The organism is Saliphagus sp. LR7 (assembly GCF_003344565.1).
Taxonomy (GTDB): domain Archaea; phylum Halobacteriota; class Halobacteria; order Halobacteriales; family Natrialbaceae; genus Saliphagus; species Saliphagus infecundisoli.
Genome location: NZ_QPND01000018.1, coordinates 19830 through 33524 on the forward strand (window position 1 = coordinate 19830; position 13695 = coordinate 33524).

General features: G+C 67.0%; 14 protein-coding genes. 7 read left to right on the forward strand and 7 right to left on the reverse strand.

Going from position 1 to position 13695, the window contains the following annotated elements; genetic code table 11:
- Positions 1-55: 55 nt before the first annotated feature.
- Positions 56-1225: a DUF4397 domain-containing protein gene (locus tag DVH23_RS24380; protein ID WP_198667999.1), complete on the forward strand. Its 1170-nt coding sequence runs from the start codon at positions 56-58 to the stop codon at positions 1223-1225.
- A 103-nt stretch (positions 1226-1328) separates the two neighbouring features.
- On the opposite strand, the gene DVH23_RS18325 is transcribed toward DVH23_RS24380, so the two are convergent.
- The 3 genes from DVH23_RS18325 to DVH23_RS18335 form a co-directional block, all read right to left on the reverse strand.
- Positions 1329-2720 carry a lamin tail domain-containing protein gene (locus DVH23_RS18325; protein ID WP_114578860.1) on the reverse strand — a complete coding sequence of 464 codons (1392 nt, stop codon included), beginning with the start codon at positions 2718-2720 and terminating at the stop codon, positions 1329-1331.
- 84 nt (positions 2721-2804) lie between these two features.
- Positions 2805-4085 carry a hypothetical protein gene (locus DVH23_RS18330; RefSeq protein WP_114578861.1) on the reverse strand — a complete coding sequence of 427 codons (1281 nt, stop codon included), beginning with the start codon at positions 4083-4085 and terminating at the stop codon, positions 2805-2807.
- A 795-nt stretch (positions 4086-4880) separates the two neighbouring features.
- A complete protein-coding gene (locus DVH23_RS18335) occupies positions 4881-5786 on the reverse strand; it encodes a phosphatase PAP2 family protein (RefSeq protein WP_114578862.1) in 906 nt (301 codons plus the stop codon).
- Between the two features lie 146 nt (positions 5787-5932).
- On the opposite strand from DVH23_RS18335, the gene DVH23_RS18340 reads away from it, so the two are divergent.
- A complete protein-coding gene (locus tag DVH23_RS18340) occupies positions 5933-6514 on the forward strand; it encodes a thioredoxin family protein (RefSeq protein WP_114578863.1) in 582 nt (193 codons plus the stop codon).
- Between the two features lie 19 nt (positions 6515-6533).
- On the opposite strand, the gene DVH23_RS18345 is transcribed toward DVH23_RS18340, so the two are convergent.
- Both DVH23_RS18345 and DVH23_RS18350 read right to left on the reverse strand, forming a co-directional pair.
- Positions 6534-6800, reverse strand: coding sequence for a hypothetical protein (locus DVH23_RS18345; protein WP_114578864.1), 267 nt, complete (start codon positions 6798-6800; stop codon positions 6534-6536).
- A 579-nt stretch (positions 6801-7379) separates the two neighbouring features.
- The gene (locus DVH23_RS18350; RefSeq protein ID WP_198668000.1) at positions 7380-7607 is read right to left on the reverse strand and encodes a hypothetical protein; all 228 of its coding nucleotides are present in this window, start codon (positions 7605-7607) and stop codon (positions 7380-7382) included.
- A gap of 428 nt (positions 7608-8035) precedes the next feature.
- Here DVH23_RS18350 and DVH23_RS18355 point away from each other — a divergent pair, with 428 nt between their 5' ends.
- The 5 genes from DVH23_RS18355 (at position 8036) to DVH23_RS18375 (ending at position 12498) form a co-directional block, all read left to right on the forward strand.
- Positions 8036-9292 carry an RNA-guided endonuclease TnpB family protein gene (locus DVH23_RS18355; protein ID WP_114578865.1) on the forward strand — a complete coding sequence of 419 codons (1257 nt, stop codon included), beginning with the start codon at positions 8036-8038 and terminating at the stop codon, positions 9290-9292.
- A gap of 259 nt (positions 9293-9551) precedes the next feature.
- The gene (locus DVH23_RS18360) at positions 9552-10190 is read left to right on the forward strand and encodes an Era-like GTP-binding protein (protein WP_114578866.1); all 639 of its coding nucleotides are present in this window, start codon (positions 9552-9554) and stop codon (positions 10188-10190) included.
- 4 nt (positions 10191-10194) lie between these two features.
- Positions 10195-10584: a DUF2073 domain-containing protein gene (locus tag DVH23_RS18365; protein WP_114578867.1), complete on the forward strand. Its 390-nt coding sequence runs from the start codon at positions 10195-10197 to the stop codon at positions 10582-10584.
- A 1-nt stretch (position 10585) separates the two neighbouring features.
- Positions 10586-11404, forward strand: coding sequence for a Zn-ribbon containing protein (locus DVH23_RS18370; protein ID WP_114578868.1), 819 nt, complete (start codon positions 10586-10588; stop codon positions 11402-11404).
- 311 nt (positions 11405-11715) lie between these two features.
- On the forward strand, positions 11716-12498 hold the full coding sequence (locus tag DVH23_RS18375; protein ID WP_114578869.1) for a hypothetical protein: 783 nt from the start codon (positions 11716-11718) through the stop codon (positions 12496-12498).
- Here the strand turns inward: DVH23_RS18375 and DVH23_RS18380 are convergent, their stop codons facing one another.
- Together DVH23_RS18380 and DVH23_RS18385 are read right to left on the reverse strand one after the other, a co-directional pair.
- Positions 12499-12831: a nucleoside triphosphate pyrophosphohydrolase gene (locus DVH23_RS18380; protein WP_114578870.1), complete on the reverse strand. Its 333-nt coding sequence runs from the start codon at positions 12829-12831 to the stop codon at positions 12499-12501.
- 4 nt (positions 12832-12835) lie between these two features.
- A complete protein-coding gene (locus tag DVH23_RS18385; RefSeq protein ID WP_114578871.1) occupies positions 12836-13414 on the reverse strand; it encodes a hypothetical protein in 579 nt (192 codons plus the stop codon).
- Positions 13415-13695 lie beyond the last annotated feature (281 nt).

The window sequence follows — 13695 nt, forward strand, 5'->3', positions numbered from 1 at the left end:
GTTAGGAAAGGTGCTCAACTCTCGAACTGTCGTACCGGAACACGCACGGCAAACCATGACAGATAAGACACGACGGCGATTCCTTCAGATCGGCAGTGGCGCAGTGCTCCTCGGCGGCGTCGGGCACGTCGTAGCCGACGACCACAACGAGTCGGACGGCGGGAACGAAAGCGGGGAGATGAACGAGTCCGGCGGGATGAACGAGTCCGGCGGCGAGATGGAGGCCACGGCGATGGTCACCTTCGAGGACCAGACCACCGATGGAACCTGGGTCACCGTCGCGGAGGCGATGCTCCCGGAGGGCGGGTTCGTCACGATCCACGACAGTTCGCTGCTCGACGGCGAGGTCCTCGGGAGCGTCATCGGCGTGAGCGAGGCGATGGAGGCGGGCGAGATGAGCGACGTCGAGGTCCCGCTGTTCGGCGACATCCCGGGCACCGACTTCGACCGGGAGATGCTCGAAGAGGACGAGACGCTGATCGCGATGCCCCACATGGACTCGAACGACAGCGGTGCCTACGAGTTCGTCGAGAGCGAGGGCGAGGTCGACGGCCCCTACGTCAACGACGCCGGCGATCCGGTCGTCGCCGACGCGATGGTCACCGTCGAGGCCGACGACGAGGAAGAAGGGTCGGCCTCGGTCAGGGTCGCCCACCTCTCGCCGGACGCCCCGAACGTCGACGTCTACGTCGACGGCGAGCTCACGATCGAGGACCTGCCGTTCGGCGACGTCACCGACTACCTCGAGCTTCCCGCCGGGACCTACGGCATCGAGATCACGGCCGCGGGCGACGCCGAGACCGTCGTCTTCGACCAGGACCTCGAGGTCCCCGCTGGCGCCTTCACGATCGCCGCGATCGGCGAACTCGAGGGCGACAGCGCCTTCGAGGTCACCGTCATCGAGGACGACGTCTCCGAACTCGGCGAGGGCGAAGCACGCGTCAGCGCGTTCCACGCCTCGCCGGACGCCCCGAACGTCGACATCCGGGTCGCCGAGACGGGCGAGGCCCTCTTCGAGGACGTCCCCTACGGCGAGGGCGGCTCCGTCGCGGTCCCCGCGGGCGACTACCGGCTCTGTATCTACCCGGCCGGCGGCGACGAGGCGGTCATCGGGGCCGACGTCTCCCTCGAGGCGGGGACGGCGTATTCGGCGTTCGCGACCGGCTACGTCGGGAGCGAGCCCATGCTCGACCTCTCGGTCGCCGCGAGCGACACCTGGGACTGAGAGAACGTTCAGCTACGCCCGACCCGTTCGGTTTCGTTCGGCCGGGCTCGAGATGGGATTCTTTTGTGGCGAAATACCGACCCCCGATCCGAGCAAGTCGTAGCTACGCCTGGTCCCCGTAGGGATGCCGGATGACGGTCTCGCCGTCGGCGTCCCGCACGACGACGACGTCGCCGGCCGAGCGCCAGTGCTGGCGGTTCTGGCCCCAGTAGATCGTCTCGGCGGTGTCCTCCCCGTCGCCGGTCACGAGTCGGACGCTCGCGCCGGGCTCGAGGACGAACCCGTCGGGGAACTCGAGCGGTTCGAGCCCGTGGGTGTCGACGGCGCCGCCCTCGCGGTCGCGGACGGTCCAGCCTGACATGTCGAGGGGCGCGTCGCCGACGTTCGTGAGTTCGACGTACTCGTCGGCGGGCTGGTCGCCGGGGGCGGCCCTGTCGGTGACCTCGAGCGAGCCGGTCGCCTCGGGGGCGGAGTCGATGGCGCCGGGGTCGTCCGTCCCGTCTTCGTCGTCGGCGTCCTCGGTCTCATCGTCGTCCTCGCCGTCGGCGCCCTCGCCGAAGCCGACGGGTTCGTCGGTGCCGTTCTCGTCGCCGGCCGCAAGGTCGGTCCCGCCGTCGCTGTCGTTGCCGTCCTCGTCGCTACCGGTTCCGCCGTCGCTGCCGTTTTCGGCGTCCGTGTCGTTCGTCACTTCCCCGTCGAAGCCGATGGGTTCGCCGTCGGTTCCGTCGTCACTGGGGGTTCCGTTCCCGTCGGTGTCGGTCGTGTCGTTGGCGTCGTCCGCGGACGCGTTCCCGTCGGGGGTGCCGTTGCTCGCCGCGTCCTCGTCCGAGGACCCGTTCACGGCCGACCCGTTCGTGACTGTCTCGTTCGTCTCGGTCCCGTTCGCGGCCGGATCGTCGGAGTCGTTCCCGGCGTCGCCCCCATCCGACCCGCCCTCGGTCCCGTTGGCGGCGTCGTCGAGGGCACCCGCGTCGCCCGACGCCTCGGGGCCGTCGCCGCTCGGTCCCAGGTCGGTCCCCAGGAGGACGGCGCTGCCGATGACGCCCCCGGCGAGGAGGACGATGACGCCGAGCACCGCTACCGAGCGGTAGAACGCCATCGGGTCCTCCTCGTCCGCGCCGTCGGTCGCGGCCGTCGAGTCCGACGCGGCCGCCCCGGCCGCCGCGTCGGTCCCTCCGTCGCCCGTGTCCTCGGCGTCGGCTTCGGGCTCGTCGGGGCCCTCTCGGTCGGCGATGTTGCCGCCGGGATCGCCAGCGTCGCCCCCGAGGTCGTCGGCCGCCTCGAGGAACGCCTCGATCGGGGCGTCGGCGTCATCGGCGGCGACGGTCCCGCCGGCGAACTGCTGGCGCTGGAGTTCGGTGACGACCGCCTCGACGTCCTCGGTCGGCACGTCGGCCCGGTCGCCGACGCGGCGGAGGTACTCGGCTACGGTCTCTCCGGGCTCCTTCTCGACCCCCGAGCGAGCTTCGACCTCCGCAACCGAGATCTCCGTCATGGATGGTGGACTCTCTCGCTTGAGTGTGCGTTCGCTTCTGGGGTAAGTTAAACGTTGTATCTCGCCGCGGGACCTCCCCGCGGATCACATCAAGCCCAGCAGCGGCAGTCCGAGGCCGGCGCCCCAGCCGAGGAGGCCGACGGCGAACAGCGCGAGGCCCACCCCGTCGCTGCGCGCCGAGCCCGCCGCGATCGAACCCAGCGCGATCAGCAACCCGACCCGGTGGAGCAGGAGTTCGATCGGCAGCGCCGTGATCCCGATCCCGAGGAAGTCGAGGACGAATCCCGCTCCCAGGCCGACGACGGCGAACATGAACGCCGGCTGGGGCTCGAGGGGTCGACCCAGCCGGTTTGCGACCCGCTGGAGGCGCAGGAATCGGCTCGCCCGCTCTAGGGGCTGGGTGAGCACGATGGTCGTCACCGGCAGGCCAAGCGCCAGGATCGGGTAGAGTACGACGACGGCCGCTTGTGGCGTGATCCAGCCGAGCAGTGCCGCCTCGATGGCCAGCGCGGCGCTGCGGACGCCGACGACGAGGCCCGCGAGCGCGACGGCGAGGACGAACCCGCGGAGGTTCCGGTGGGTCCAGGAAAGCAGCGAGCGCCCGCCGCCCGCGAGGTCGCGGGCGGTCTCCCTGCTCACCAGCCCGAGGACGCCGAGGGCGCTTCCGGCCAGCAGCGAGCCGAACGTCCGCAGTTCGACGACCGAGAGCCAGCCGTCGTTCCACCCCCCGTGGATCGCGTGGTACTCCCGGCGGACCTCCTCGACGTAGGGTTCGTCGAGGAACACCCCCTCGAGGTCGTTTCGAGAGTTCTGGATGTCGGTGACGGTGTGGCGAAGCCGGAAGAAGTCGAAGTACTCCTGGTGGACCTGGATCGCCGTCCACTCGTCGTGGTCGGTCGTGTACGCGCGGATGTGTTGTCGGCTCCCGAGGTAGGTTCCGCTGTGGAGCTGGTAGCTCTCGGTGATCCAGCGGCTGCCGCCGCCCTGTTGGGTCGTGTCGACGTAGGTGTATCGCGTCGAGCCGTGGGCGTCGTTCCAGCGGATCGGCTCCTCGCCGTCGTCGGTCTCGTTGGTCTCCTCGTCGGGATCGAGCTCCTCCCACTCGAGGTCATCCTGGTCGGCGAGGGTTCGCCGGACGCGGTCGTCGGGCCCGTGGACGATCATGTTGATCGCGAGGGTCCGTTCGGCGAGCGACCGGTCCCGGCTCGTGTACGGCCAGATGTAGCTCCCGTTTTCGGCGGGCTGGACGAGCCGTTCCCGGTCGATCGTCTCGGGTTCGGTCGCCGGATCGACGACCCCGCCGGCGACCAGGTAGCTCGCGGCGAGGACGAGTGCGGCCGCGACCAGGAGATAGCGCCGGTTCATCCGCCCTCGTCGGTCGGCGTCGGCCGCTCCCGCCGTGTGGGGTCCGTGCTTGATCGTCGCCTCGCCATCGATGCCCTGTACGTTCCAGGACTGCCATAACAGTTTTCGATCCCTGAATGACGTGAATTTCGAGCGCAAGCCTCGCCCTTCAGGGCGGGGTCAAGCGGTAGGCAGGGCCGCAAAACCGCAAGAATTAGGCCCTCTGGCGTCGTACATGGTGGTAAGCCAATCGCGTAAAGTATCAACCGGGAGATCCGGGGTCCCTCCCGTAGTCGCGCCGTGTCCAAACGTCTCGGAGGAGGATGCGGTCGGGCGACCGGGCGGGTGTGGAGCCACAAGCGGGGGAGTCCGAAAGAGACTGGCGTCGCCATGCGTCCACCGCCCCGACGTGGTGCTCACGAACCCGGTACTCCCGTCAGGGAGGAAGTTACCGCCGGGGTAATGTCGGACCACCCAACGCTCCACGGTGGAATCCTCGCGTTTCAGCGCGGGGAGGATGTCAAAGGCGGTCCCCGGACCACGCCGGACGCGCGACCTCGTCCTCGAGCGTCTCGGATCCGGCGGTCGCCTCCCGACCGCGGGGAGGAGCCAGTTCGCCGTGAACGGTCGAAATAGTTATCCGAACTACGGGCAATGGGCGAACGCGCGGTCTTCCCCCACCATCTGACCGTGCCAGGCACGAGTTTTCCGGGCGCCGCTCGTCCGGAAAACGACCTGTTCGCCGTGTCGCGGGCTCCGTCGCTGAACCGTTTCAGTCGCGACTCTCGCTCCGTCGCCGACTCGAGGATACAACGCCTACGCGAGCCGTTCGCCCGCCAGCGGCGCCCCGACCGCCAGGCCGCCCGCGACAACGGCCCCGAGGAACGTAAGCGCGAGCGGCGGCTCGGTCGCGGTGAGCCCGCCGAAGAGGGCGGCCCCGGCACCGAGGACGAGGAAGCCGGCGACGACCTCCCGCCGGGTCGTCGGATGTGCCGGGGTGGTGTCGGCGACGGCCCGCCAGACGACCCACGCGCCGAGCGCGCCGCCGCTCGCGGCGACGCTGTCGAAGGTGAGGGTGACGACTACCCCTATCGCTCCGACGGCGGCCGCGACGAAGAGGGCCCGTCCGGGAGCGGTGCCGTCGTCGGACAGCCGGTAGAGCGCCCCGAGGACGACCACCCCGAGTGCCATCCCGGCGACGACGTCGGCGAGGTAGTGGACGCCGAGGACGAGCCGCGAGAGCGAGACCAGGAGGATCACGCCCGCGGCGACCACCGCCCGTTTCCGTCGCGTTCCCCACGGGAGGACGAGCGCCAGCCCGCCCCAGACCATGGTGGTCCCGAGGGCGTGTCCGCTCGGGAATCCGGGACTGTCGGCCGTCGTGATGCTCTCGACGACGGCGGCGAGTACCGACGGCAGCCCCACCAGCTCGGGCGGAGTCCCGGCACCCGGCGGCCGCGGGAGCTGGAAGATCGCCTTGAGGGCCCCGACGAGGGCGACGTACGTGAGCCCCAGCGCCAGGACGAACAGCCCCTTGCGGCGGTCGATTCCCCGCCAGGGGAGCGTGTCGCCGGCGACGTAGAGGCTCCCGCCGACCAGGAAGAGAAACCAGACGTCGCCCAGTTGGGTGAGCAGCCCGAACAGTACGATCACGGGCCACTCCGCGGCGCCGTGGAGGGCCTCCGCGATCCCTACTCCCCGTTCGTGTCCCGCGAGATTCATGTGTCGGGCCAGGATCCGGGGTCTGATGAGGCCTGCGTTTGTCCGCGGGGTCCCCGACCGTCGTCCGAATGGGTCAACACGCGGAGAAATCGCGTGAAACGGCCGGTTTCCACACGTATTTGTCCCTTGCTACCACACCAGTTCCCATGCAGGTCGATCCGCTTGCTGCCGGCGAACCGGCGCCCGACTTCGAACTGCCCGGCGTGACCGGCGAGGGGTACGCGACCCTCGACTTCGAGACGTACGCGCTCGAGGAGTTCGACGCGCCCGCGCTGGTCGTCGTCTTCACCTGCAACCACTGCCCGACGGCCAAAGCCTATCAGGATCGTCTGAAAGCGATTCAGGCCGACTACGGCGACGCCGATCTCGTGGCGATCAACTCGAACAACGCGATCGAGGAACACGCCGGCGGCAACGAGTTCTATCCGACGGACTCGTTCGAGCACATGAACGCGCGGGCCGCCAGCGAGGAGTTCGATTTCCCGTACCTCCGCGACGAGTCCCAGGAGGTGGCCAAGGCCTACGGCGCCCAGTGTACCCCCCACGCGTTCGTCTTCGACGGGGACCGCGAGCTGGTCTATCAGGGCGCGATCGACGACGACAGGGAGGGCGAGGACGTGACCGAGCAGTACGTCCGGGACGCGATCGATGCCATCCTCGCCGGCGAGGAGTATCCGACGGAGACCGTCTCCCCGATGGGCTGTTCGACGAAGTGGAAGGCCCAGTGAACCGCGACAGCGATCCGTATCAGCCAGTGGCGCCGGTCGACGTCGAGTCGTCGATCGACGGCGGTCGCGTGGATTGGCGGATCCACTCGTTGGCCTCGAACGATGCCTCGAGGGTCTCCCGAACCCAGGTGTCGGTCGTGTCGTCGGCGGCCCGCAGGACGACCCGTCTCGGCGAGATCTCGATCACCCAGTATACCGACTCGGAGGCGCTCGAGTAGAGCCCGTCGCCGACGTCGACGTCGGCGACCGTCGTGACGATGCGAGAGTCGGCCCCGGAAGCGGCCATACCTCTCCTATGGGGTGGGCTCTCATAAATCCCGCCGTGAGTTTCACGGGGCGTTACTACAAAGCGCGTCTTGGAAACAGGAAGCCCCGTCTTCAGCGAGTCCGTCGGACCGAGCAGGGCAGGGTAGTTCACAGTGCGCCTAGGGTGTCGTAGAACGGTTCACAAGAATGTCAACTACCCCGCCCTGAACGCCTTCGGCGTTCTGCGGACGGGGCTTGCGTGGCTTCGGTCGGGAGTTGTGGTCCCGGACCGACTTGTGTGCCGGTGCGGTCGGTCGGCAGAGGCAATGTAATTGGACGTGACCTCGGCGACGTCGCGGCAAGTCGAGCGTGCTCGGAGCGGTCGCGTCGTCGGTCCGTCCTTCGGGGCCGGTTGACGGCGGCCCGTCCGGAGCGAGGAACCAAACCTTTCCCGCACCGACGTGTTGGTTCGGCACCCATTGCTGGGCTGTCTGAAGCCCGCTTCGGACGACTGAGGACGCCGAACCGGGCGATACTAACTGTTTCGCCCACCTTCGCAACGCGATTCCTCCCCTCCCTACTCGCGGCTTCGCCGCTCGGTGAGAAAGGGGACTCCTCGCTACTGCCTGTTGAACTCCCCGTTATCATCGACGCCAACCTCGTTTTGCAATTCGGAATACGACACCGTTTTGACGGCATCAGAGCCGTCGTCGTATTCGTAAGCGGCACCCGCTTGCCAAAGTACGCGAATGACCTCTAACCGGATTTCGTTCCCCAGGATAGCGAAGGCCTCGTCCGGGGAAAGTCCGTCCAGATCAAGATCAGGAGTGAACCGGGTGTGGGACATGGTATCTATACACGTAGCATCCCATTAAACGTATCTCTATATCGTCCACCAGATCGCGAGAGTTACGCGACCTCGTCCCGAAAATCCGGGACTTGGAAGGTGTGACTGTGGAAATCCCGACAGAAGGTCTTTTTATCGGTGAAACGCTTTCGTGGTACACGGAACGAGAGAATTAACGGATCTGACTCGGTTCCGTCTGATATCGAATCGTGATCCGCGCGGAAGTCCTGTGCTGGATCTATCCTCTATATTCAGCACACCTGTCGAAATCCGCCACCAGAAGAGTAATTCAACTAATCGGTAGCGCGGAGTCCCCTTCCTCAAGGAGCGAGCGCGGTTCGTAGCGAGCGAGTAGGGAGGGGAGGAGCACGTTCGTATAGCTGAGCATTTCCGTTATCTCTAAATAGCCACAGATTTACATTGAACGCGTGGCAGACGACTACGTGCGTCGGACGGCAATCACCCGCCTCTCGGTAGATGGCGAGCAACGCGAGTTGCTCGAAGAGACCATCACCGAGTGGAAACGGGGGTGCCAACTCGCCACAGACCTCGCGTGGGGACGGTGCAACGCCAAGAGTGACGTCCAACCTCTCGCCTACGATTCTGTGCGCGAAGATACCGACCTCGGGAGTCAGCACGCGATTCTCGCCACCCACCAAGCCGCACAAGCCATCACCGGCTGTCTCGAACGCCGGTCGAAGGGGAAGACGGTCAGCAAACCGACGTTCACCGCACCGACGGTGAAGTACGATACACGGACGATGACGGTGTTCGATGACGATACCGTCTCTCTCTCCACGACGGAGAGCCGTGTTCGGTGTCCGCTTGACCTTCCTGACGCCGACGATGGCTACCAGCGTCAGTATCTCGACTCGGACGACTGGAGCGTTACGGAAAGTACGCTCACCGCCCGCGACGGCGAGTTCTTCTTGCACATCGGATTCCGCCGGTACAAGAACGAGACCGAACGAAACACCGCCGAGGACGGAACGGTCCTCGGGGTTGACCTCGGGATCGAAAACCTCGCTGTCACTAGCACCGCCTCCTTCGTCAGCGGACGGGAGCTCACCCACGACCTCCGCGAGTTCGAGAAAGTGCGTGCCGGGTTGCAACAGACCGGAACACGAAGCGCCCACCGGACGCTCGTGCAGTCGAGTGGTCGGGAACTTCGATACGTCCGTGACGTTCTCCACCGGGCGTCGAACGCGCTGATAGACGAAGCACTCCGTTACGACTGTGACGTGATCGCGTTCGAGAATTTGACTCACATCCGCGACCGCACGGGCGCGTCGTGGGGTCACAAGTGGGCGTTCCGAACGCTCTACGAGCAGGTCGAATACAAGGCCGAGGCCGTCGGTGTTTCGGTAAAGCAAGTCGGGTCGGCGTATACGTCGAAGCGGTGTGCGGAGTGTGGATTCACAGCGGACGAGAATCGCCCCTCGCGCACCGACTTCCGGTGTCAGAAGTGCGACTCGGAAGCGAACGCGGATTACAACGCAGCGAAGAACATCGGCATGCGGTACGTCCGTCGAGGCCAACAGTCGTCTCGGCGGACGGGCGACAGTCAACTCGCCCTCAAGTCTGGAACGGCGACGCCGAAGGGCGGATTTACCGCCTACCCTGATGGGTTCGAGGCCGAGTTCACGGACAAGCCCCACCCTCCACGAGCGAACCCGTCAGGGTGAGCGAAGTAGGGTGGGGTAGTTGACCAGAGTCAGTACGATATGAGTTGTATCTATGACGGCGAGCGCGACGTTAATTTGAATCGGTCGGCCTGAAATCCAATGGTGGGATTCCACGTCGTTCACGGCGTGGAGGAGGTCAAACTGTCGTGGGAACCGACGGAAACGAGCAGTTACCGGCGCGACACGTCTGACGTAGGCTTAAGTGAGTCGGGGATAGTGCTACGCGCAGCCACCTAACGGTGCGTGGAGGATCTAAAGGATGGGATTGCTTACAGGACTCAGGGACAGCCTCTCTCGCGTTACGGACCGCCTGTTCTCCGAGCAGGAGCCAAAGCGGATCGGTATCTACGGCCCGCCGAACGCCGGGAAGACGACGCTCGCCAACCGCATCGCCCGCGACTGGACCGGCGACGCCGTCGGCGCCGAGAGCCACATTCCGCACGAAACCCGCCGGGCCCGCCGGAAGGAGGACGTCGAGATCGAACGCGACGGGAAGACGGTGTCGATCGACATCGTCGACACCCCCGGCGTGACGACGAAGGTGGACTACGAGGAGTTCACCGACGAGATGGACAAAGACGACGCCGTCCGGCGCTCCCGGGAGGCCACTGAGGGCGTCGCGGAGGCGATGCACTGGCTCCGCGAGGACGTCGACGGCGTCATCTACGTGCTCGACAGCGCCGAGGACCCGATCACCCAAGTGAACACGATGCTGATCGGGATCATCGAATCCCGGGATCTGCCCGTCCTGATCTTCGCGAACAAGATCGACTTAGAAGAGTCGAGCGTCAAGCGCATCGAGGACGCGTTCCCCCAACACGAGACGGTGCCGCTGTCGGCCAAGGAGGGCGAGAACATGGACGAGGTCTACGAGCAGATCGCGGAGTACTTCGGGTGATCAGATGCCGGAAGCCACAACCGACGGCGGCGACGGGGTCCAGATCGACCTGATCAGCGGCCAGCGCATGGAGGGGAAGACGAGCATGGAGAAGGTGCGGATGATCCTCGACGGCGTCCACGAGGGCAACATCGTCATCCTAGAGGAGGGGTTGACCCCCGACGAGGAGAGCAAGCTGATCGAGGTAACGATGACCGAGATCAACCCCGAGGAGTTCAACGGGATCGAGATCGAGACCTACCCGCGGCCGAGTTCGGACAGCCCCTCGTTTTTCGGCCGGCTGATGGGCAAGGACGGTCCCGACGCCAAACTGACCGTGATCGGGCCGGCCGACCGGATCGAGACGCTCCACAAGGACGAGACGCTCATCAGCGCGCTCGTCTCCCGGGACTGAGATGCCCCACCAGTGTACGAACTGCGGCCGCCGGTTTCCCGACGGCTCCAAGGAGATGCTCTCGGGCTGTCCGGACTGTGGAGGCAACCGCTTCCAGTTCACCCCCGACGCCGACGGCGAGGAAGCCGACGCGGGAACCGAGGGCGACAGCGGGGCGACCGGCGAGGGGGCCGATACCGGAGCCGACGACCCCGCCGGCGACGAGGCGGTCGGCGAGAAGTCCGGAACCGTCTCGCGGGCGGCCGCGACCGTCCGCGACTGGATGTCCGAGTCGGGGGCGGGTAAGCCGGACCCGAACGACGGAGCGGACGGCGAGCCGGACCGACCGACCGAAACCGAGGCCGCCGAGACCGACGACGAGGACCCGTTCGCGGAGTGGCCCGAGACGGCGCGTCCGCCCGAGGACCGGAGCGAGGAGGCCGACGACGCCGAGAGCGCGAACGCCGACCGCGAGGTCGAGGCCGACTGGCCGGACCCGCCCGGCGAGGACAGCGCCCAGGCCGACGCCCGGCGGACCGTCGTCGGACCCGACGAGCTCCCCGAGGATGCAGAGTCGGCGACCCCGCCGGACGACCGCACGGAGGACCGGCCCGACCACGGCCGGGTCGTCAGCGAACCCGAGGACGACGACCAGCCCTCGGTGGACGAACTACGAAACGAGCTGAACGAGCAGTTCGAGAGCATCAAGATCGTCGAACCCGGCCAGTACGAGCTCAACCTGATGGAGCTCTACGACCGCGAGGAACACATCGTCTCGCTCCAGGAGGACGGCCGGTACGTGATCGACGTCCCCGACTCCTGGGTCGACGCCGACGAGTAGCGGGGCGTCCCCGCCCGCGAACCCCGCCCCACAGCACCACCCCCTTTTCTTCCCCTGTAGATCGTTCTCCAACGGCCGTTTCGACGGTTCTCGTGCGTGGATCGTTTGCATACGAAATGGTGGTGTGTCACGAGGAAGGAGCTCCCTCCGCGCGGTCGCCGCGGACCGTCGCCACGGGCGTCGAAGGATGGATTTATGCGAGCCCGAGGATAGGTCCCGGGCATGAGCACCGCGACAAAGATCGTCCTCGCGACGGTTCTCGCTTCTGCACTGCTGTCGATCCTGCTGGTCGTCCAGATGGTCTTCGGCTGATGTTCACGCCCCGGGAGCTCACCCCGGCCGTCGAGGCCGTCCGGACCGAACACGCCCCCGAGACCGTCGTCCTCGACTGCGATCGGGACTTCGAGACGCTGCCGGCGGCTCGGGCGGAGGAACTCGGGCTCTTCGCCGACGGACTCGAGCCCGCGAGCCATCCCGACGACTGGCTCCCCGAGGACGCCCCCGAACTCCTCATCCGGTACGCGGGCGAGGCGTTCACGGTCGGGCTGCCCGGCGACGGCAGCGTCGCCTGGACCCGCCAGACGACACCCCCTGTAGTGATCGTCAAAGCCCGGGTCGAGGGAACTCCCGAGCCGTTCCTGCACTTTCTGCTCGCGGAGGCCATAGTCGAGGTCGGCCTCGAAATCCCCGAGGCCTTCCTCGGGTTCTTCGGGGAGGAGTACCGCGCTCTGGATCGGGCGACGCCGCTCGATCCCGCGGGAACCTACCAGCTCGCCGCCGCGCTGTACGATGGCTGGCAGGGGTTGTTGACCCGGCCCGTCTTCGCCGAGTGGGAGACGGGCGACCACCCCGACCTCGGCGCGGCCTGGGCCGACGCGGGAAGCCGGCTCGAGGAACGGGTCACGGGACTCCCGAGTGCGGTCGCCCGCGGCGAGACCGAATTTCCAGAGGCGACTGAACTCGCCTGTGGGGCGATCAAACACGGCCTGGAGCTGCCGGCGCCGTTCGCGGCCCTCGACACCGCGGCCTACCGCGAACACGGCGCCTCCTACGCGGTACGGTGGGCGGAAAAGACGTTCGACGCTCTGGAGTAGCTACTCCTCGGTTCCGCTGCCGTCCTCGTCGACCCGCTCAAGGACGATCCGGTCACCGAACCCGCCCCGTCGCTCCCGCTTCTCGCGTCTGAGCTCCGCGAGGCGCTCGGGGTCGATCCCCTCGAACGCGCAGATCGCCTCGACGACGGCGAGCACGTCCGCGAGTTCCTCGGGGTCGCCGCTCTCTTCGAACTCCCTCGCCTCCTCAACTATCTTCTCGCGGAGCCGGCGGTCGTACTCGGCGTCGTCGGCTCGGTGGGTGATCGGGGTCTCGCCGTCGGCCTCGACGATCTCCGGGATCCGGTCGCGGACGAGCTTGTCGTAGCGGGTCACGCCTCTAGAACTCGACGGTCGTCGTTCCGTCCTCTGCGAGGTCGATGACGCCGTCGAAGCGGTCGCGAAACTGTGCGACGACGCTCCCGTCGTGGACCTCCTCCGAGAGGTGAAAGAGCCCGATGGCGTCGTGGGCCGCGAGTTCCTCCATGATCCGCTCGACGGCCTCCAGGGCGGCGTCATCGCCGGCGTAGTAGGCGAGTTCGGTCACCGAGTCGAAGCTCACCCGGAGCTTCCCGTCGTGGTCGTCGAGGAAGCCGGCGACCTGTTCGACGATGCCGTCTACGTCGTCGGGCGCGGCGACGTAGTGGACGTTCTCGCCCGACCGGCGCGAGTAGCCCCGCTCGATGCTGAGGGTGTCGAGGATGTCGGCTTTCGCCTCGTCCACGTCGTAGTGTTCGAGCTTCTGTTTGACCTCCCGGGCGGTGGTCCGGGTCGAGATCACCAGGAAGTGGTCGGTGTCGGCTTTCAAAAACTCGGTGTCGATGCGGTCGGTTTCGCCCGTGCTCGGATGGAGGAGGAGGATGCCGGTCCCCCCGGGGACCGTCTCCGGCGTGTCGTCGATCTCGAGGGCGTACTCCATACTGGGCATACCGACTGCCGGGACGGACTTAAGCGTGCGGATCCCCCGCCAGTCCGGGCGGCGAGGCGACGCCCCACGCGGCCGAGAGTCCGGATGGTCTCCCTCCCGATCCACATCCCGAGACCACTGACGGTCGCGTCCCTCCTCGAGACGAAGTGGTCGGGGGCTCTCCCCCGAGAAACGCGAAAGGCGACGGCCGACGGCGTCGTCCCGATGCCCACGGGATGGCTGGCCTCGACCCTCCACCCGACATTTTTAGGGCAGCCTAAAGAGCCTGTCGG

What these genes read in the sequence shown, in the direction of transcription:
- DVH23_RS18325 (WP_114578860.1), bottom strand. Translation starts at nt 2,720, where the DNA reads ATGACGGAGATCTCGGTTGCGGAGGTCGAAGCTCGCTCGGGGGTCGAG.
- DVH23_RS18385 (WP_114578871.1), bottom strand. Translation starts at nt 13,414, where the DNA reads ATGGAGTACGCCCTCGAGATCGACGACACGCCGGAGACGGTCCCCGGG.
- DVH23_RS18335 (WP_114578862.1), bottom strand. Translation starts at nt 5,786, where the DNA reads ATGAATCTCGCGGGACACGAACGGGGAGTAGGGATCGCGGAGGCCCTC.
- DVH23_RS24380 (WP_198667999.1), top strand. Translation starts at nt 56, where the DNA reads ATGACAGATAAGACACGACGGCGATTCCTTCAGATCGGCAGTGGCGCA.
- DVH23_RS18345 (WP_114578864.1), bottom strand. Translation starts at nt 6,800, where the DNA reads ATGGCCGCTTCCGGGGCCGACTCTCGCATCGTCACGACGGTCGCCGAC.
- DVH23_RS18370 (WP_114578868.1), top strand. Translation starts at nt 10,586, where the DNA reads ATGCCCCACCAGTGTACGAACTGCGGCCGCCGGTTTCCCGACGGCTCC.
- DVH23_RS18330 (WP_114578861.1), bottom strand. Translation starts at nt 4,085, where the DNA reads ATGAACCGGCGCTATCTCCTGGTCGCGGCCGCACTCGTCCTCGCCGCG.
- DVH23_RS18375 (WP_114578869.1), top strand. Translation starts at nt 11,716, where the DNA reads ATGTTCACGCCCCGGGAGCTCACCCCGGCCGTCGAGGCCGTCCGGACC.
- DVH23_RS18360 (WP_114578866.1), top strand. Translation starts at nt 9,552, where the DNA reads ATGGGATTGCTTACAGGACTCAGGGACAGCCTCTCTCGCGTTACGGAC.
- DVH23_RS18365 (WP_114578867.1), top strand. Translation starts at nt 10,195, where the DNA reads ATGCCGGAAGCCACAACCGACGGCGGCGACGGGGTCCAGATCGACCTG.
- DVH23_RS18350 (WP_198668000.1), bottom strand. Translation starts at nt 7,607, where the DNA reads ATGTCCCACACCCGGTTCACTCCTGATCTTGATCTGGACGGACTTTCC.
- DVH23_RS18340 (WP_114578863.1), top strand. Translation starts at nt 5,933, where the DNA reads ATGCAGGTCGATCCGCTTGCTGCCGGCGAACCGGCGCCCGACTTCGAA.